The organism is Bradyrhizobium sp. i1.15.2 (assembly GCF_040548425.1).
Lineage (GTDB): Bacteria > Pseudomonadota > Alphaproteobacteria > Rhizobiales > Xanthobacteraceae > Bradyrhizobium > Bradyrhizobium canariense.
Window position 1 is genome coordinate 477709 of the sequence record NZ_JBEPRQ010000001.1, and the last position, 16878, is coordinate 494586.

17 protein-coding genes and 1 riboswitch are annotated in these 16878 nt (G+C 64.3%); of the genes, 3 read left to right on the forward strand and 14 right to left on the reverse strand.

What is annotated here, in order from left to right; all coding sequences use genetic code 11:
* Positions 1-33 precede the first annotated feature (33 nt).
* Together ABIB80_RS02325 and ABIB80_RS02330 are read right to left on the reverse strand one after the other, a co-directional pair.
* The gene (locus tag ABIB80_RS02325) at positions 34-444 is read right to left on the reverse strand and encodes a PAS domain-containing protein (protein WP_354127010.1); all 411 of its coding nucleotides are present in this window, start codon (positions 442-444) and stop codon (positions 34-36) included.
* Positions 445-621: 177 nt separating this feature from the next.
* Positions 622-1758, reverse strand: a complete 1137-nt coding sequence (locus tag ABIB80_RS02330) for a 2'-deoxycytidine 5'-triphosphate deaminase (protein ID WP_155809444.1) — start codon at positions 1756-1758, stop codon at positions 622-624.
* 80 nt (positions 1759-1838) lie between these two features.
* A riboswitch (SAM riboswitch) is annotated at positions 1839-1918 on the forward strand.
* A gap of 70 nt (positions 1919-1988) precedes the next feature.
* Between ABIB80_RS02330 and ABIB80_RS02335 the strand changes: the two genes are divergently transcribed.
* Positions 1989-3185: an O-succinylhomoserine sulfhydrylase gene (locus tag ABIB80_RS02335; protein WP_354127011.1), complete on the forward strand. Its 1197-nt coding sequence runs from the start codon at positions 1989-1991 to the stop codon at positions 3183-3185.
* Between the two features lie 122 nt (positions 3186-3307).
* On the opposite strand, the gene ABIB80_RS02340 is transcribed toward ABIB80_RS02335, so the two are convergent.
* Genes ABIB80_RS02340 through ABIB80_RS02350 form a run of 3 tightly spaced genes read right to left on the reverse strand, consistent with a single transcriptional unit; the run spans position 3308 to position 6357 of the window.
* On the reverse strand, positions 3308-4300 hold the full coding sequence (locus tag ABIB80_RS02340; RefSeq protein WP_354127012.1) for an SGNH/GDSL hydrolase family protein: 993 nt from the start codon (positions 4298-4300) through the stop codon (positions 3308-3310).
* Positions 4301-4312: 12 nt separating this feature from the next.
* Positions 4313-5092: an SGNH/GDSL hydrolase family protein gene (locus ABIB80_RS02345; RefSeq protein ID WP_007597862.1), complete on the reverse strand. Its 780-nt coding sequence runs from the start codon at positions 5090-5092 to the stop codon at positions 4313-4315.
* A complete protein-coding gene (locus tag ABIB80_RS02350; protein ID WP_007597863.1) occupies positions 5092-6357 on the reverse strand; it encodes an OpgC domain-containing protein in 1266 nt (421 codons plus the stop codon). Before ABIB80_RS02350 ends, ABIB80_RS02345 begins: the two co-directional genes overlap by 1 nt.
* Before the next feature lie 193 nt (positions 6358-6550).
* Between ABIB80_RS02350 and apaG the strand changes: the two genes are divergently transcribed.
* Complete coding sequence (gene apaG, locus ABIB80_RS02355) at positions 6551-6955, forward strand: Co2+/Mg2+ efflux facilitator ApaG/CorD (protein WP_088941063.1); 405 nt, start codon at positions 6551-6553, stop codon at positions 6953-6955.
* Between the two features lie 49 nt (positions 6956-7004).
* On the opposite strand, the gene ABIB80_RS02360 is transcribed toward apaG, so the two are convergent.
* From ABIB80_RS02360 to ABIB80_RS02370, 3 genes are all read right to left on the reverse strand, one after another.
* A complete protein-coding gene (locus tag ABIB80_RS02360) occupies positions 7005-8024 on the reverse strand; it encodes an Hsp33 family molecular chaperone (RefSeq protein WP_354127013.1) in 1020 nt (339 codons plus the stop codon).
* A gap of 150 nt (positions 8025-8174) precedes the next feature.
* Positions 8175-9122, reverse strand: coding sequence for an ornithine carbamoyltransferase (argF, locus tag ABIB80_RS02365; protein ID WP_354127014.1), 948 nt, complete (start codon positions 9120-9122; stop codon positions 8175-8177).
* The gene (locus tag ABIB80_RS02370) at positions 9122-10324 is read right to left on the reverse strand and encodes an aspartate aminotransferase family protein (RefSeq protein ID WP_035995336.1); all 1203 of its coding nucleotides are present in this window, start codon (positions 10322-10324) and stop codon (positions 9122-9124) included. The genes argF and ABIB80_RS02370 overlap by 1 nt, the downstream gene beginning before the upstream one ends.
* Before the next feature lie 455 nt (positions 10325-10779).
* On the opposite strand from ABIB80_RS02370, the gene ABIB80_RS02375 reads away from it, so the two are divergent.
* A complete protein-coding gene (locus ABIB80_RS02375; RefSeq protein ID WP_007597869.1) occupies positions 10780-11292 on the forward strand; it encodes a GcrA family cell cycle regulator in 513 nt (170 codons plus the stop codon).
* A gap of 219 nt (positions 11293-11511) precedes the next feature.
* Here ABIB80_RS02375 and phoB read toward each other — a convergent pair whose 3' ends face one another.
* The 6 genes from phoB to pstS form a co-directional block, all read right to left on the reverse strand.
* Positions 11512-12219, reverse strand: a complete 708-nt coding sequence (phoB, locus tag ABIB80_RS02380; RefSeq protein WP_007597871.1) for a phosphate regulon transcriptional regulator PhoB — start codon at positions 12217-12219, stop codon at positions 11512-11514.
* 23 nt (positions 12220-12242) lie between these two features.
* Positions 12243-12959 carry a phosphate signaling complex protein PhoU gene (gene phoU, locus ABIB80_RS02385; RefSeq protein ID WP_007597873.1) on the reverse strand — a complete coding sequence of 239 codons (717 nt, stop codon included), beginning with the start codon at positions 12957-12959 and terminating at the stop codon, positions 12243-12245.
* An 11-nt stretch (positions 12960-12970) separates the two neighbouring features.
* A complete protein-coding gene (pstB, locus tag ABIB80_RS02390) occupies positions 12971-13792 on the reverse strand; it encodes a phosphate ABC transporter ATP-binding protein PstB (RefSeq protein WP_007597875.1) in 822 nt (273 codons plus the stop codon).
* Positions 13789-14634 carry a phosphate ABC transporter permease PstA gene (pstA, locus tag ABIB80_RS02395; RefSeq protein ID WP_007597877.1) on the reverse strand — a complete coding sequence of 282 codons (846 nt, stop codon included), beginning with the start codon at positions 14632-14634 and terminating at the stop codon, positions 13789-13791. The genes pstB and pstA overlap by 4 nt, the downstream gene beginning before the upstream one ends.
* A gap of 4 nt (positions 14635-14638) precedes the next feature.
* Positions 14639-15628 carry a phosphate ABC transporter permease subunit PstC gene (gene pstC / locus ABIB80_RS02400; RefSeq protein ID WP_007615692.1) on the reverse strand — a complete coding sequence of 330 codons (990 nt, stop codon included), beginning with the start codon at positions 15626-15628 and terminating at the stop codon, positions 14639-14641.
* A 99-nt stretch (positions 15629-15727) separates the two neighbouring features.
* Positions 15728-16741 carry a phosphate ABC transporter substrate-binding protein PstS gene (gene pstS / locus ABIB80_RS02405; RefSeq protein WP_007597882.1) on the reverse strand — a complete coding sequence of 338 codons (1014 nt, stop codon included), beginning with the start codon at positions 16739-16741 and terminating at the stop codon, positions 15728-15730.
* Positions 16742-16878: the final 137 nt, after the last annotated feature.

The following is a 16878-nucleotide window of genomic DNA, read 5'->3' on the forward strand; positions in this document are numbered from 1 at the left end:
CCGCCAATTCCGCATCGCGAATTTTGCGCAGGCTTAATTTTGCGCAGCTTTGGCGGCACGCTCGCGCTCGACGCGCTCGGTCACGTCGCGCGCCATCGCCACCGATCCCTGCACCACGCCAGCGGCGTCCCGCACCAGCGCGAAGGTCATCTCGATGTAGAGCTTGCGTCCGTCCTTGTGCAGCGCGCGGGTCAGTGTCGGTTTGCCCGCAAGCTTCATCGCGCCGCTGGCAAGCGCGGCCTCGAAGCCTTTCCAGTGCGCGGCACGCAGATGTTCGGGAATGATGAGGTCGAGATTCTGACCCAGCGCTTCGTCCGCGGAGAATCCGAACAGTGCGGACGATGCGCGATTCCACCGCATGATCGTGCCGGAGCGATCCGAATAGATCAGCGCGTCTGCGACGTCGTCGAGGATTTTTGCGTCGAGTTCGGATTGATCTGTCATTTCGCCACCTCGGACGTAGCCCGGATTCGCTTATTATCCTGACACAGATTCGGTGTCATCGCCCGACTTGATCGGGCGATCCAGTATTCCAGAGGCGGATGTGATCGAACCGATAGGCTGCGGCGTACTGGATGCCCCGGTCAAGCCGGGGCATGACAGCGGAAGGTGAGCCTATCCCTACACCCGGAAATGCTTGCTCAGCTTCAGCCCCTGGGCCTGGTAATTTGAGCCGATGCGCTGGCCGTACATGGCGTCGGGGCGCGCCAGCATCTTTTCATAGACGAGGCGGCCGACGATCTGGCCGTGCTCGAGGATGAACGGCACCTCGCGCGAGCGCACTTCGAGCACGGCGCGCGACCCCAACCCGCCGGCGCCGGCATAGCCGAAGCCGGGATCGAAGAATCCGGCATAATGCACGCGGAACTCGCCGACCAGCGGATCGAACGGCACCATCTCCGCGGCGTAATCGGGCGGCACCTGCACCGCCTCTTTCGACGCCAGGATATAGAACTCGCCGGGATCGAGGATGAGACTGCCGTCGGGACGGGCCGAGATCGGCTCCCAGAACTCCTCGACGGAATAGCCGGCGCGGCGATCGACGTCGATCACGCCGGTGTGGCGCTTGGCGCGGTAGCCGACGAAGCCGCCGCTCTTCTCGCCGGAGAGATCTACGGAGACGGCGACGCCGCCGGTGAGATCGGCATCGTCGATATCGACGAGACGTTCGGTCGCGTGCAGCGCCTCGAGGTCGTCGATGTTGAGGATGGCATCGCCGGTGCGGAAGCGTACCTGACTCAGGCGCGAGCCCTCGCTGACCAGCACCGGGAACGTCTTGGGGCTGATCTCGGCATAGAGCGGGCCGTGATAGCCGGCACCGATCATGTCGAAGCGGCGGGTGCCGTCGGCGATCACGCGGGTGAAGACGTCGAGCCGGCCGGTCGAGCTCTTCGGGTTGGCGGCCGCGACGATCTCCGGCGGCAACGCGAGGCTTTCGAGCAGCGGCACGATGTAGACGCAGTTGGTCTCCAGCACCGCGCCGTCGGCGAGACTGAACTCGTGCAGCTTCAATTCGTCGATGCGCTCGGCAACGGTGGCGCCGGGACCAGGCAGGAAGCTGGCGCGAACGCGATAGGCGATATCGCCGAGACGCAAATCGAGGCTCGCCGGCTGGATCTGGCTTTCGACGAAGTCGTAAGCGGGCAGGATGAGACCGCCCTCCGCCATCGCCGCAATCATGCGGTCGGGCAGGATACCATTGGCGTCGGCGGCGACCGTGAACGTCAACCCGGGGTCCTCATCAGGGATCAAACACATCCCGACATGCGGGAAATATGAGCGTTTTACGGCTATCCGATGGACGTCTTGACGGAAAGGGCATTGCGGAATATGAGCATGACTTATCCCGTGGTGATTTGAGCCGGCCGGCTTGCAGCCACGTTAAATAAGTCGCTAAACAGGCCGGGGACCTCTGTGATCCCGGCCCGTGGAAATATTCCAGGCCGGTTTTTTTGTGGCCATTTTCGATGGTCACTTCAGGAGGTCCTATGTCGAAGTCCCCGGCGCCAACCGCGCAATACCGTCCCGAAACTCGCCTGGTTCATTCCGGCACCCTGCGCTCGCAATATGGCGAGACCTCGGAGTCGCTGTTCCTGACCCAGGGCTACGTCTACAACAGCGCCGAGGAGTGCGAGGCGCGGTTCAAGGGCGAGGACCCCGGCTTCATCTATTCACGCTACTCCAATCCGACCATCGCGATGTTCGAGCGCCGCATGATCGAGCTCGAAGGCGCCGAAGCGGCACGTTCCGCCGCGACCGGCATGGCCGCGGTGACGACGGCGATCCTGGCGCCGCTGAAGGCCGGCGATCACGTCGTGGCCTCGCGCGCGCTGTTCGGCTCGTGTCTCTACGTCGTGCAGGATTTGCTGCCGCGCTACGGCATCGAGACCACGCTGGTCGACGGCCTCGATCTTGACCAGTGGCAGCGCGCCATGAAGCCGAACACCAAGACGTTTTTCCTGGAGAGCCCGACCAATCCGACGCTCGACGTGCTCGACATTCCCGGCATTGCCGAGATCGCGCACAGCGGCGGCGCGCGGCTCGTCGTCGACAACGTGTTCGCCACGCCGATCTGGCAGAGCCCGCTCGCGCTCGGCGCCGACGTCGTGGTCTATTCCGCGACCAAGCACATCGACGGCCAGGGCCGCTGTCTCGGCGGCATCATCCTGTCCTCGGAGGCGTTCATCGCCGAGCACATCCACAATTTCATGCGCCAGACCGGCCCGTCGATCTCGCCGTTCAACGCCTGGGTGCTGCTCAAGGGCCTGGAGACGCTCGCCGTGCGCGTGCGCGCGCAGACCGAGACGGCCGCGCGCATCGCGGACGTGCTGGCGAGCCATCCGAAGATTTCGCGGCTGGTGTTTCCCGGCCGCGCCGATCATCCGCAGGCGGCATTGGTGAAGAAGCAGATGCGCGGCGGCTCGACGCTGGTCGGCCTCGAGGTCAAGGGCGGCAAGCAGGCGGCGTTCCGCGTGCTCAACGAGCTCAAGCTTGCCAAGATCTCGAACAATCTCGGCGACGCCAAGAGCCTCGTCACGCACCCCGCCACCACGACGCATCAGCGCCTCAAGCCGGAGGACCGCGCCGCGCTCGGCATCAGCGAGGGATTCATCCGCTTCTCGGCGGGGCTGGAGCACGCGGATGATCTAATCGAGGATCTGACCGCGGCGCTGGAGAAGGCGTAGCCACACACTCGGAATCGTAGGGTGGGCAAAGCGAAGCGTGCCCACCCTTCACGATCGCGGTGCCGATAGATGGTGGGCACGGCGCGCGAAGAGCGCGCCTTTGCCCACCCTACGGCACCAAGCTACATCGGCCGGTACGTCCGCACGTCCGCGGGCACGTTCACGCCGAGCTTGATCTGGCCGACGGAGCGGATGATGTCGTCGCCGAGGAGCTGGGCGAAGCAGGCGTAGCCCCAATCGTTCATGTGCAGGCCGTCGGCGATCACAAAGCTCTCGACCGGAAGCGATTGCTTCTCGTGCCAGTCGCGCATCACCTCGAAGCGCGGGAAGATGCCGACGTGACGGAGCTCAGCGACCTTGCCGAGCAGCTTCACCATCTTGCCGGCGCTCTCGGCGCGCTGGTTGACGGCTGGCGAATACTGCGGATCGACCAGCACGACGTCGGTGCCGCCGGCAGCCTGGATGCGGCTGATGCCGTCCTCGACGAGCTTGGCGGTATCGCCGGGATCGAGATTGCGCAGCACCGCATTGGTGCCGACCTGCCAGATCACCAGATCCGGATGCACGTCGATCACCTCCTTCTGAAGGCGCTTCATCATCTCGGGCGCGTCCTCGCCGCCGACGCCGGCATTGACGACGGTGATGTCGGCTGTCGGATAGTGCCGGTGCAGCTGCGCGGCAAGACGATTGGGATAGTTGAACTCCGGCGAGCTCGCACCGAATCCCGCGGTCGAGGACGAGCCGAATGCGACGATGACGACGGGCTGGCCGGCGACGAGCTTGCCCGCGACATGCGGCAGCGAGCCCATCGCCTTAGCGCCGCCCTTCGGCGACAGGCAGGGCACGCGGCTGAAGACGTCGCCGGCGGATTTCGCGACCTGCTTCACCTTGTCGATGGCGCGCGCCGTGATGCCGCGCTGGTCGGGGGACGTCGCTGCGACGGTCGTCTGGGACGGTGAAGCGGGAGCCGGATTAGCCGACTGCTGCGGGGCCGGCGTTGCCTGCGCGCCCTGCGTCTGCGCGTGCGATTGCCAGGCCGGACTCAGCAACAGCAGCACCGCTGCTGCAGGCGCAGCCAGCCATGCCGTCAGGCAAAAAGGGCGGAGAGAACTCATTAACGCTAGACCTCAATTTTGCTGCTGGGCCGGCTCCAGATGCGCAGCGTCGATCACGAACTGTGCCAACGCCCGGCCAAGGCAATCATGGACCTGCTTCGCCAGCTCAGGCCCGCGCGACGGGCTGAACAGGTCGAACTGCCCCTGGTCATTCCACTGCCGCATGATCGCGAAACGATCGAACAGCGGAATATCGTGCTCCTGCGCCACCACCCGCATATTGTCGAGGTATGGCGGCACCGAGATCATGGTTTCGGTACGCGGACTGTACTGCAAGTTCATCAAGACGACGTCAGCCCCTGCCTTTTGCAGCGCAACAACCCCTCCGGTCACTGCGCCGCGAAAATCATCGGGATCGATGGCTCGGATAGCATCGACAGTCCCGGTCTGCCAGATAACCAAAGTAGGTGCTTTTGCTTCCATCAGCTTAACGAAACTGGCGGCCGCCTCCTCGGCCGTTTTCTTGCTCTGTATTTCTACGGAGACGTGGACTATCTCGGACGGCGACAGCTTGTCCTTCAGAATGGCCTGCATCCGCGCCGGATAAGAGGCGTCCTCGGAAGCCGGAATTGTGGTCGAGCGACTGCCGATGACCAGGATTTCGAGCGGCTTGCCGGCCTTCACGGCATCGGCGACCTTGGGAAGCTGGCTTTCGCTGGTGAGCAGATAGGACGGCACTTCACAGGCTGCGGGCGCGGCTGAAGCAGCCGGCGCAGCATCGTCCGCGCGCGCCGGAGGCGCGGCGAGACCACCGCACAGCAGGATCAGGCTCAGGAAAACCTTCGCCTTCATCAGCCCCCTCCCGCCATATCGGCGCTGCCGACGGCGCTTTTGGTTTTCGAACCGCTCTTGTCAGCCACCCGCTTGTACCACGAAATCAGCCAGGCCATGGCCCACATGATCAGAATTCCGGAGAGACTAATTAGCGCATGCATGACCGGGCCGCCCGAGACCTCGGCCAGGATGAAATGGCCGGCAAAGGCGAGGAAGACGCCGAGACAGAATATCTCCAGGGAATGCGAGCCGCACAGGATCAGCGGCCGCAGCCATGGCGATTTCAGGCCCGGCCAGTCCCGCGGCAGGACGCGTACGGTGAGCGCGGCCAGCGCCAGGAAATGCGTGAAGCGCAGCACGTCCAGGTCGGCCTTGTCGATCGGATACATCCACTGCTCGAGCCGCTTCGGCATGAAATGGGAGAGCTGCGGCACATACCAGGTCAGCGTCACGTAGAATGCCGCGACCAGATAGGCGATCGCGATCCACATCGTCACCCGCGAAGCCAGAATGCGCGACATGCGTCGCGCACCCCCGAGCGCGCACCATGCCCCGAACACGAACAGCAATTGCCAGGCGAAGGGATTGAAGGCCCAGAAGCCGTTCGGATAGGCGGACAGATAGAGGTCGTATTCCCAGGTCACCGCGTAGAGCGCGACCGAGAGGCCGAGCGTCACGTCGGGGCGCCATTTCATCAGCCACAGGATCAAGGGCAGCGCCAGCATCAGCACGATATAGAGCGGCAGCACGTCCATGTTGACCGGACGGAAGCGCAGCAGCAGCGCCTGCACGATCGTCACGTCGGGCTGCTTGAGGAAATCCATGATGCCCATCTCTTCGGTGTAGAGCGGGTTCTCGAACCTGGTCGCGACGTAGGAGATTTCGGCAAGGAAGATCGTGAACAGGAAGACGTGGGCGACATAGATCTGCCAGACGCGCCGCAGGATGCGCGCGGTGGCGACGACAATGCCGGACTCCAGCATCGCCCGACCGTACACGAAGGCGGCGGTATAGCCGGAGATGAAGATGAAGATCTCGGTGGCGTCGCTGAAGCCGTAATTGCGGATCGTGAACCAGGTCAGAAGGCTCGGCGGCAAATGGTCGATGAAGATCAGCCACAGCGCAAGGCCGCGGAACAGGTCGAGCCGGAGCTCGCGCTCCCCGATGGCGGGCAGCGAAATGGCCGGCGCGGCCGCGCGCCGCTTTGCCCCCGCGGACTTGACCTCCACAGGTTTAGCGGTTCCCGCGATCGTCGATCCCGTCACTTGGTCGGCAATAGTCATCGGGGGCCTAAAAACCCTTCCGCAAATCGCGACGTGGCAAGGAGTGTACCGGTCCGGCCGTCATCTCGCAAAGCCACCGGATCACATGCAAGTACGTTTGGACCTACACTTGGACGTGTACTTCCCTGCGAATTCAGGCGGGACGATGTCGCCAAGGCCGCCTCCGGCGTTTGGTTCCCGGGCGGTTTTCGGTATGATGGCAATCATGTACCGCGCCGTGACCCGCCAGATCGAAGTGACCGTCGAGCCGAACTTTGTTCCGGAGCAGTCGTCGGCCGACCGCTCCCGTTATTTCTGGGCCTACACCATCGTCATCACCAATTCCGGCGATGAGACCGTGCAGCTCAAGACGCGGCACTGGATCATCACCGATGCCACCGGCCGGCAGCAGGAGGTGAAAGGCGAGGGCGTCGTCGGCGAGCAGCCGACGCTCGCGCCCGGCGAACGCTTCGAATACACCTCCGGCGTGCCGCTCACGACCGCCTCGGGCTTCATGACCGGCCGCTACCAGATGGTCAGCGCAAGCGGCGAACGCTTCGAGATCGACGTGCCGACGTTCTCGCTGGACAGCCCGGATAACAAGCGGGTGTTGAACTAGCGCTGGAAATGGTGGGCACGCTTCGCTTTGCCCACCCTACGGCACCGCGCTACGCGTCCTCGACGCCCGCCTCATCCGGTGTGAACTCGTACACCGAGCTGCAGAACTCGCAGGTCACGACGACCTTGTCGTCCTTGACCATTGCGGCACGGTCGTCGGACGAAAAGCTCTTCAGCATCGATGCCACCGCATCGCGCGAGCAGGAGCATTGCGCCTTCAAGGGCAGCGGATTGAACACGCGCACGCCGCGTTCGTGGAAGAGACGGTAGAGCAACCGCTCGCCGGACAGCTCGGGATCGATCAGCTCGACGTCTTCGACGGTTTCGATCAGCGAGCGCGCCTCGACCCAGGCATCGTCTTCAGCGACGGCATGGACCTCGACGCCCTCGGGCGCATCGCCGGGATGCAGATCGGCCTGCCGCGCGCGCTCGGGCGCCTTCGGCAGGAACTGCATCAGCATGCCGCCGGCACGCCAGCGATGCTTGCCGCCGTCGTTCGAACGCCACTCCTCGCCCACGGCGAGACGCACGCGTGTCGGGATCTGCTCGGAGCGCAGGAAATATTCGTGAGCGGCGTCTTCGAGGCTGCCGCCGTCGAGCGCGACCAGGCCCTGGTAGCGGCTCATGTCGGGGCCCTGGTCGATGGTCATGGCCAGATGACCGTGGCCCAGCAGCGCGCCGGAAGTCTTGCCGGAATCCTGGACTTCGCCGAGGCGCGCGGCATCATAGCGCGCATAGGCGCGCAGGCGATCCGGCGCCTGATAGTCCACGACCAGGAACGACACAGGACCGTCGGTCTGGGCCTGGAGGATGAAGCGGCCTTCGAACTTCAGCGACGAGCCGAGCAGCGTGGTCAGCACGATGGCCTCGCCGAGCAGCTTGCCGACCGGCGCCGGGTAATCGTGCTTGGTCAGGATTTCGTCGAGCGCCGGACCAAGCCGCACCAACCGACCGCGCACATCAAGCGCGTCGACCTCGTAAGGCAGCACGGCGTCGTCGATCGGAACCGCGGATGGCGCGCGAACCGGGCCCTCGAGCCCGGTTTTCATGTCAGGGGATTGGGAAACCATGGCGCTTTATCTGGGGTCGGAAGGCGGAATTGGAAGGGGGGTGAGGGCTGTGGTCCGGAATGCAGAACGGATCGTACGCAAGCACGGCAAACTCGGTGTCGTCCTGGCGAAAGCCAGGACGACGATCCAAAGCTACTTCACCGGCCCGCGTTACTTCACCGCGTCGAAGCACCAGGCCAGAATGCCCTTCTGCGCGTGCAGGCGGTTTTCGGCCTCGTCGAATACGACGGATTGCGGACCGTCGATCACCTCGTCGGTGACCTCCTCGCCGCGATGGGCGGGCAGGCAGTGCATGAACAGCGCATCGGGCTTGGCCAGCGACATCAGCTGGGCATTGACCTGATAGGGCTTGAGCACGTTGTGGCGGTGCTCGCCTTCCTTGTCGCCCATCGACACCCAGGTGTCGGTCACGACACAATCGGCGCCCTTCACGGCGGCTTCGGCATCCGTGCCGAGCATGATCGGCGCGCCGGTCGCCTTGATGAAGTCGCGCATCGCTTTTTTCGGCGCGAGCTCCGGAGGCGTCGCGACATTGAGCTGGAACTTGAAGCGCTCGGCGGCGTGCGCCCAGGACGCCAGCACGTTATTGTCGTCGCCGGTCCAGGCCACCGTCTTGCCCTCGATCGGGCCGCGATGTTCCTCGTAGGTCATGAGGTCGGCCATCACCTGGCAGGGATGCGAGCGCCGCGTCAGGCCGTTGATGACGGGCACGGTGGCGTTTGCCGCAAGCTCCAGCAGCGCATCGTGATTGAGGATGCGGATCATGATGGCGTCGACATAGCGCGACAGCACCCGCGCGGTGTCGGCGATGGTCTCGCCGCGACCGAGCTGCATCTCGGCGCCTGTGAGCATGATGGGCTCGCCGCCGAGCTGGCGCATGGCGACATCGAACGACACCCGCGTCCGCGTCGAGGGCCGCTCGAAGATCATCGCCAGCGTCTTGCCTTCGAGCGGCCTGACCGGCTGATGCGCCTTCTGCTTCGCCTTCATCGCGGAGGACGCGGCCAGCATGCGCTTGAGCTCCGACAGCGGCAGCTCGTTGATATCGAGGAAGTGCTTCGGTGTTTTCTTGGGTGTATTATCGGGCGACTTGCTCATCAGCTTGCCGCCCGCTTGTTGCCGGACAACGCCGTGCAGGCGCGCTCGAGCCGCCCGACGCTGTCCTCGATCTCGGCCTCGGTGACGATCAAAGGCGGCAGGAAACGCACGACATTGTCACCGGCGCCGACGGTGAGCAGCTTTTCGGCGCGCAAGGCGGCAACGAGATCGCCGGAAGGCACCACGGCCTTGATGCCGATCAGGAGGCCCTCGCCGCGCACTTCGCTGACGACATCGCCATGACGGTCGATCACGGAGGCGAGCTTCTGCTTGAGCAGCAGCGACATCCTCTGCACGTGGTCGAAGAAGCCGGGCTTGAGCATGACGTCGAGCACGGCATTCGCCGCCGCGATCGCGAGCGGATTGCCGCCGAAGGTCGAGCCGTGCGAGCCCGGCGTCATGCCGGACGCCGCTTCCGCGGTCGCAAGGCAGGCGCCGATCGGGAAGCCGCCGCCGAGCGCCTTGGCCAGCGACATCACGTCGGGTTCGACGCCAAGGCGGCGGTACGCGAACAGATCGCCGGTGCGGCCCATGCCGGTCTGCACCTCGTCGAAGGCGAGCAACAGGCCGCGCTCGTCGCAGAGCTGGCGCAACGCCCTCAGGAAGGCAGGCGTTGCCGAACGCACACCGCCCTCGCCCTGGATCGGCTCGATCAGGATGCCGGCGGTCTGCGGACCGATCGCCTTTTTCACTGCCTCGAGATCGCCATGCGCAACCTGGTCGAAGCCCTCCATGGGTGGGCCGAAACCTTCGAGATATTTTGCCGAACCCGTCGCGGCCAGCGTCGCCAGCGTGCGGCCATGGAAGGCGCCTTCGAAGGTGATCATGCGATAGCGGTCTGGATGGCCCTTCGCGGCGTGATAGCGGCGCACGACCTTGATCACGCATTCCAGCGCTTCGGCGCCGGAATTGCAGAAGAACACGAAGTCCGCGAAACTTTCATTGCACAGGCGCGCGGCAAGCTTTTCGCCGTCCGGGCTCTGGAACAGGTTCGACATGTGCCAGAGCTTCGTGGCCTGTTCCTGCAACGCCGCGACCAGCGCCGGATGGGCATGGCCGAGCGCATTCACCGCCACCCCGGAGGTGAAATCGAGATAGCGCTCGCCATTGGTCGCGATCAGCCAGCAGCCTTCGCCACGCTCGAAACCGAGGTCGGACCTGGCGAAAACGGGGAGCAAATGCGGCGCTGCGCTGTTAGTCATGACGGTCACTTGAATGTTGCGGACGGTGTAAGCGTGCATTACGCAACGCACCATCGACCGGCCCGGAAAACGAAACGTGCCGCCTCTTGAGGGCGGCACGTGCGACTATCTTAGGCCTGGTGAAACGGGTGTCAATGCCGCCCGGAAAGCCTCGCGAAACGCTGAATCCGTAGTCTTGCGGTGCCGATTTTGCGGGATTTAGCCACGGAACATGTGGAAGCGAGTCGGCGGACTCTTGCGCGGGAGTCACGCCATATTGTAGCGTTTGGATTGTCAGATACGACATCTCGTGCAGTGGTTCTGATCTTTAAGTCCTTATGTACCGGCGTAAACGTTCGGGCGTTCAAGACGCGCCCGGCGAGCCTTAAGGGATTCTGGCGGCACGGGTTTTTGAAGGCTTAGGCATTCGCTGCGAGGCCCCAGGATGGCTGGCGCGCAGCGAGGGAAAGGGTGCAATGACGGTTTTGACCTGGTCCGATGATCGCGTCGAGCAGCTGAAAAAGCTCTGGGAGGCCGGACTTTCGGCCAGCCAGATCGCGGCGGAGCTCGGCAATGTGACCCGCAATGCCGTGATCGGCAAAGTGCACAGGCTCGGTCTTTCGGGCCGCGCCAAGAGCCCATCATCGGCAGCGCCCCGGCCGCGCAAGGCGCGCCCCGCGCAGCACATGATGCGGGTGAGCCGCCCGATCTCGCGCGGCAACACCGCGCTGGCGCAGGCCTTCGAGGTCGAGGCTGAGCCGGATCCGGTCACCTACGACAACGTGGTGCCGATGAGCCAGCGGCTGTCGCTGCTCGAATTGAACGAGGCGACCTGCCACTGGCCGGTCGGCGATCCCTCGAGCCCGGACTTCTTCTTCTGCGGTGGACGGGCGCTGTCCGGCCTGCCCTATTGCGCCCAGCACTCGCGTGTTGCGTACCAGCCGGCGTCGGATCGGCGCCGCGCACCGGTGAAGCCGGGTCCGCGGTAATCAGGGCAAGTCGTCGCGCAAAGACAGTTCAATAATTTCAGTGTCGTCCTGGCGAAAGCCAGGACCCATACTCCGAGCACGCAGTAGTCGTGCGAAAGGGGTAACTCTGAGTCTTCGCCAAACCACTCCCTGTGGTTATGGGTCCCGGATCAGCGCTCGCTTGTCCGGGACGACATCGGAGAATGCAGGGACAGCTCGCCAACAAACAAGCCTGCAACCCTACACCTGCTCCGCCTTCGCAAACCGATCATCCAGCGCGTAGCCGGCGCCGCGGACGGTGCGGATCGGGTCTTGCTCGCGGCCGAGATTGAGCAGCTTGCGCAGGCGGCCGATATGCACGTCGACGGTACGCTCGTCGATATAGATGTCGCGGCCCCAGACGCTGTCGAGCAGTTGCTCGCGCGAGAACACCCGGCCCGGATGCTCCAGGAAGAACTCCAGCAGGCGATATTCGGTCGGACCGAGATCGATCGGCCGGCCCGATCGCGCCACGCGGCGCTTGTCACGGTCGAGCTCGATGTCGCCAAAAGCAAGCACGGTGGCGAGCCGCTCCGGGCTTGCACGCCGCAGCAGGCCCTTCACGCGTGCCAGCAGCTCCGGCACCGAGAACGGCTTGACGATGTAATCGTCGGCGCCGGTCGCAAGACCCCGCACCCGCTCGCTCTCCTCACCGCGCGCGGTGAGCATGATGATCGGGAGCTGCTTGGTCTCGGGACGGGTGCGAAGCCGCCGGCACAATTCGATGCCTGACAGGCCCGGCAGCATCCAGTCGAGCACGATCAGATCGGGGATGTGCTCCTTGAGGCGGGTGTCGGCGTCGTCGCCGCGCATCACCGTCTCGACGTCATAGCCGTCGCCTTCGAGGTTGTAGCGGAGAAGCTCGGTCAGGGCTTCCTCGTCCTCAACCACCATAATGCGTGCGCCCATCGCGTCGTCGCTCCCTTAAGTCTTCAGGTGTTCGGTACCGTGTTGGCGAAGGTCGTCATGTCGCCCTTCGGCCGCTTGTCGGTGATCGCCTGGCCCTCGATCATGTAGAACACGGTCTCGGCGATGTTGGTGGCGTGGTCGCCGATCCGCTCGATGTTCTTGGCGCAGAACATCAGGTGAATACAGAACGAGATGTTGCGCGGATCCTCCATCATGTAGGTGAGGAGCTCGCGGAACAGCGAGGTGCAGATGGCGTCGACTTCCTCGTCGCCCTTCCACACCGCCATCGCCGCCGGCAAATCATGCGCGGCATAGGCGTCCAGCACCGACTTGACCTGCTGCTGCACGAGGTCGGTCATGTGCTCGAGGCCGCGGAACAGCTTGAGCGGATGGAAGTCCGTCTCCAGCGCCGCGACGCGCTTGCCCATGTTCTTGGCGAGGTCGCCGATGCGCTCGAGATCGGTCGCGACGCGCATGGCGCCGACGATCTCGCGCAGATCGACCGCCATCGGCTGGCGGCGGGCGATGGTGAGCACCGCACGCTCCTCGATGCGCTTCTGCAGCGCGTCGAGCTCGGTGTCGATGGCGACGACGCGCTGGCCGAGCGGGACGTCGCGGCGGATCAGCGCGTCGACGGACTCGACGATCATGCGCTCGGCGATGCCGCCCATCTCGGCGACCAGGCGGGTGAGTTCCTGGAGGTCGGTGTCGAAAGCCTTTGCGGTATGTTCGGAAGCCATGTCGCGTCTCCTCAGCCGAACCGGCCGGTGATGTAATCCTGCGTGCGCCGGTCGGTCGGCGACGTGAAGATCTTGCTGGTGTCGTCGAACTCGATCAGCTCGCCGAGATACATGAAGGCGGTCTTGTCGGAGACGCGCGCCGCCTGCTGCATGTTGTGGGTGACGATCGCGATCGTGTAATCCTCGGACAGCTCCTGGATCAGCTCCTCGACCTTGGCGGTCGAGATCGGGTCGAGCGCCGAACAGGGTTCGTCGAACAGGATCACCTCGGGCCGCACCGCGACGGTGCGGGCGATGCAGAGGCGCTGCTGCTGGCCGCCGGAGAGCGACAGGCCGGAGGCGTTGAGCTTGTCCTTGACCTCGTTCCACAGCGCGCCGCCGCGCAGCGCCTTCTCGACGCGGCCGTCCATTTCGGACTTCGAGATCTTCTCATACAGGCGGATGCCGAACGCGATGTTCTCGTAGATCGTCATCGGGAACGGCGTCGGCTTCTGGAACACCATGCCGACGCGGGCGCGCAGCAAATTGAGGTCCAGCTTGCCGTCGAGGATGTTGGTCTGGTCGAGCATCAGCTGACCAGTGGCGCGCTGGCCGGGATAGAGGTCGTACATCCGGTTGAAGATGCGCAGCAGGGTCGACTTGCCGCAGCCCGACGGACCGATGAACGCCGTGACGCGATTGGCGCCCAGCGTCAGGTTGATGTTCTTCAGCGCGTGGTGCTCGCCGTAATAGAAGTTCAGGTTGCGCACGGTCACCTTCGGGGGCGCCTCCGGCAGCACCGGCGCGTGGGGCAGCCCACCGGCCGCGCTCATCGATACGGAAAGATCACTCATTTTGCGGTCCTCTCGGCGCCAAGGATGCGCGCGCCAATATTAAGGGCAAGAACGGTCAGGGTGATGAGCAGCGCCCCGCTCCAGGCCAATTGCTTCCAATAGGCATAGGGGCTCTGCACGAAGTTGTTGATGGTGACAGGCAGGTTCGCCATCGTCTTATTCAGGCCGAGGCTGAAGAACTGGTTCGACAGCGCGGTGAACAGCAGCGGCGCAGTTTCACCGGCGACGCGAGCGGTTGCGAGCAGCACGCCGGTGATGAGGCCGGAGCGCGCGGCGCGATAAGCGATCCGCTTGATCACCAGCGAACGCGGCAGGCCGAGCGCCGAGGCCGCCTCGCGCAGCGCGTTCGGCACCAGCAGCAGCATGTCCTCGGTCGTGCGCAGCACCACCGGGATCACGATGACCGCGAGCGCGAGCGAGCCTGCGATCGCCGAGAAGCCGCGCATCGGCACCACCACCGCGCCGTAGATGAACAGGCCGATGATGATCGAGGGCGCCGAGAGCAGGATGTCGTTGATGAAGCGGATCACCGAGGTCAGCCGGTCATTGCGGCCGTATTCGGCGAGATAGGTGCCGGCGAACATGCCGAGCGGCGCGCCAATGCCGACGCCGATCACGGTCATGATCAGCGAGCCGACGATGGCGTTGAGCAGGCCGCCCTCGTTCGATCCGGGAGGCGGCGTGTTCTCGGTGAACAGCTGGACATTGAGTCCCGCCAGTCCATTGTAGAGCAGCGTGATCAGGATCAGCGCGAGCCAGGTGACGCCGAAGGCCGTTGCGGCGATGCAGAGCCCGCGAACGACGATGTCCTTGCGGCGGCGGCGTGAATAGATCGGATTCATGGCGCTAGTTCCCCGCCTTCTTTTCCAGCCGCATCAGCATCAGCCGCGCCGCTGCGAGCACGAAGAAGGTCAGCACGAACAGCAGGAGGCCGAGCAGGATCAGGCCGGACTGGTGCAGGCCGTCGCTCTCGGCGAACTCGGATGCGATCGCCGCCGAGATCGTGGTGCCGGGGGCGAAGATCGAGGACGAGATCCGGAACGAGTTGCCGATGATGAAGGTCACCGCCATGGTCTCGCCGAGCGCCCGGCCCAGCGCCAGCATGACGCCACCGATGACGCCGACGCGGGTGTAGGGGATCACCACGCTGCGGACGACTTCCCAGGTGGTGCAGCCGACGCCGTAGGCGGCTTCCTTCAGCACCGGAGGCACGGTCTTGAACACGTCGACTGAGATCGAGGTGATGAAGGGCAGCACCATGATGGCGAGGATCAGCGCGGCATTGAACAGGCTGAGATAGGACGGGGGACCTGCGAAGATCGCGCCCAGCACGGGCACGCCGTCGAAGATCTTGATCATGAAGGGCTGGAACGTGTTGGCGAGGAACGGACCCAACACGAAGAAGCCCCACATGCCGTAGATGATCGAGGGGATGCCGGCGAGCAGCTCGATCGCCATGCCGATCGGGCGGCGCAGCCATTGCGGGCAGAGCTCGGTGAGGAAGATCGCAATGCCGAGACCCACGGGAATGGCGATCAGCATCGCGATGAAGGAGGTGACGAGCGTGCCGTACATTGGCCCGAGCGCGCCGAGCACCGGCGGATCGGCCGACGGCGCCCAGCGCTGCGTCCACAGGAACGAGACCCCGAATTCCTTCATCGCCGGGAAGGCGCCGACGATCAGCGAAATGATGATGCCGCCGAGGATCAGAAGCACCGAGATCGCGGAGAGCCGCGTGATCCAGTAGAAGGTAACGTCGCCGAGCTTGAACGCGCTCAAGGCCTTGGCGCGATCATACGGTCCGGCGTCGTCGATTACATCGCTCTGAACGGCCATCTCTGCCACGCCGATCCCCTGTACTAAATAGCATACGTTTTTTTGTTGGTCCGTGCCCCGGATGCGGCGCAGCGCATCCGGGGCACGAGCGTCGCGAAGCTAGCTCTTGATTTCGGCAGCCCAGGTCTTCTCGATCAGCTGAACGACCGGGTCCGGCATCGGGATGTAGTCGAGCTCTTCAGCCGCCTTGCCGCCGTTCTTGAAGGCCCAGCGGAAGAACTTGATGGCTTCCTGCGAGGCCGCCTTGTCGGTGGCGTCCTTGTGCATCAGGATGAAGGTCGCCGCCGTGATCGGCCAGGACTTCTCGCCGGGCTGGTCGGTCAGGATGACGTAGTAGCCGGGAGCCTTGGCCCAGTCGGCGTTGGAGGCGGCCGCCTGGAACGCTTCGACGGTGGGCTGCACCGGCTTGCCGGCCTTGTTGACGAGACCGGTGTAGGTCAGCTTGTTCTGCTTGGCATAGGCGTACTCGACGTAGCCGATCGAGTTCTTGGTCTGGCTGATGTTGCCGGACACGCCTTCGTTGCCCTTGGCGCCGACGCCGACCGGCCACTCGACCGCGGTACCCTCACCGACCTTGCTCTTCCAGTCCGCGCTGGCCTTGGCGAGGTAGTTGGTGAAGTTGAAGGTGGTGCCAGAGCCGTCCGAACGGCGGACCACGGTGATGGCCTCCGAGGGCAGCTTCACGTTCGGGTTGAGCTTCTTGATCGCGGCGTCATCCCATTTGGTGATCTTGCCGAGATAGATGCTGGCCAGCGTCTCGCCGTCGAACACCATCTCGCCGGGCTTCACGCCCTCGATGTTGACGACGGGAACGATGGCACCCATCACCATCGGCCACTGGACGAGGCCGTCCTTCTCGAGCTGCTCGGCCTTGAGCGGCGCGTCGCTGGCGCCGAAGGTCACGGTCTTGGCCTGGATCTGCTTGATGCCGCCGCCGGAGCCGATCGACTGGTAGTTCAGACCGTTGCCGGTCTCCTTCTTATAGGCGTCAGCCCATTTGGAATAGATCGGGAACGGGAACGTCGCACCGGCACCGGTGATATCGGCAGCAAAGGCCGCCGTCGTCGATGCGGCGACGATGCCAGCAGCGACGAGTGTTTTGAGGAAATTCATGCTGGTCTCCATACAGGGGAGCGAAGCGCCATCCGCGCCCGATCGCGCTCCCCGTGCCGCCCCTTTAGGAGCGGACAGCTGAGCTTTTACGAAGGTTTGGTGACAGTCGGATGACAGCGTTAAGCAGCTGAAATCGC

Excerpts from the sequence above, each read along its gene's own strand:
- pstC (WP_007615692.1), bottom strand. The coding sequence starts at position 15,628 with ATGGCCGTTCAGAGCGATGTAATCGACGACGCCGGACCGTATGATCGC.
- ABIB80_RS02350 (WP_007597863.1), bottom strand. The coding sequence starts at position 6,357 with ATGACTATTGCCGACCAAGTGACGGGATCGACGATCGCGGGAACCGCT.
- ABIB80_RS02370 (WP_035995336.1), bottom strand. The coding sequence starts at position 10,324 with ATGACTAACAGCGCAGCGCCGCATTTGCTCCCCGTTTTCGCCAGGTCC.
- ABIB80_RS02330 (WP_155809444.1), bottom strand. The coding sequence starts at position 1,758 with ATGTGTTTGATCCCTGATGAGGACCCCGGGTTGACGTTCACGGTCGCC.
- ABIB80_RS02340 (WP_354127012.1), bottom strand. The coding sequence starts at position 4,300 with ATGAGTTCTCTCCGCCCTTTTTGCCTGACGGCATGGCTGGCTGCGCCT.
- ABIB80_RS02335 (WP_354127011.1), top strand. The coding sequence starts at position 1,989 with ATGTCGAAGTCCCCGGCGCCAACCGCGCAATACCGTCCCGAAACTCGC.
- ABIB80_RS02360 (WP_354127013.1), bottom strand. The coding sequence starts at position 8,024 with ATGGTTTCCCAATCCCCTGACATGAAAACCGGGCTCGAGGGCCCGGTT.
- ABIB80_RS02345 (WP_007597862.1), bottom strand. The coding sequence starts at position 5,092 with ATGAAGGCGAAGGTTTTCCTGAGCCTGATCCTGCTGTGCGGTGGTCTC.
- ABIB80_RS02375 (WP_007597869.1), top strand. The coding sequence starts at position 10,780 with ATGACGGTTTTGACCTGGTCCGATGATCGCGTCGAGCAGCTGAAAAAG.
- argF (WP_354127014.1), bottom strand. The coding sequence starts at position 9,122 with ATGAGCAAGTCGCCCGATAATACACCCAAGAAAACACCGAAGCACTTC.
- apaG (WP_088941063.1), top strand. The coding sequence starts at position 6,551 with ATGATGGCAATCATGTACCGCGCCGTGACCCGCCAGATCGAAGTGACC.
- phoB (WP_007597871.1), bottom strand. The coding sequence starts at position 12,219 with ATGGGCGCACGCATTATGGTGGTTGAGGACGAGGAAGCCCTGACCGAG.
- ABIB80_RS02325 (WP_354127010.1), bottom strand. The coding sequence starts at position 444 with ATGACAGATCAATCCGAACTCGACGCAAAAATCCTCGACGACGTCGCA.
- pstS (WP_007597882.1), bottom strand. The coding sequence starts at position 16,741 with ATGAATTTCCTCAAAACACTCGTCGCTGCTGGCATCGTCGCCGCATCG.
- pstA (WP_007597877.1), bottom strand. The coding sequence starts at position 14,634 with ATGAATCCGATCTATTCACGCCGCCGCCGCAAGGACATCGTCGTTCGC.
- pstB (WP_007597875.1), bottom strand. The coding sequence starts at position 13,792 with ATGAGTGATCTTTCCGTATCGATGAGCGCGGCCGGTGGGCTGCCCCAC.
- phoU (WP_007597873.1), bottom strand. The coding sequence starts at position 12,959 with ATGGCTTCCGAACATACCGCAAAGGCTTTCGACACCGACCTCCAGGAA.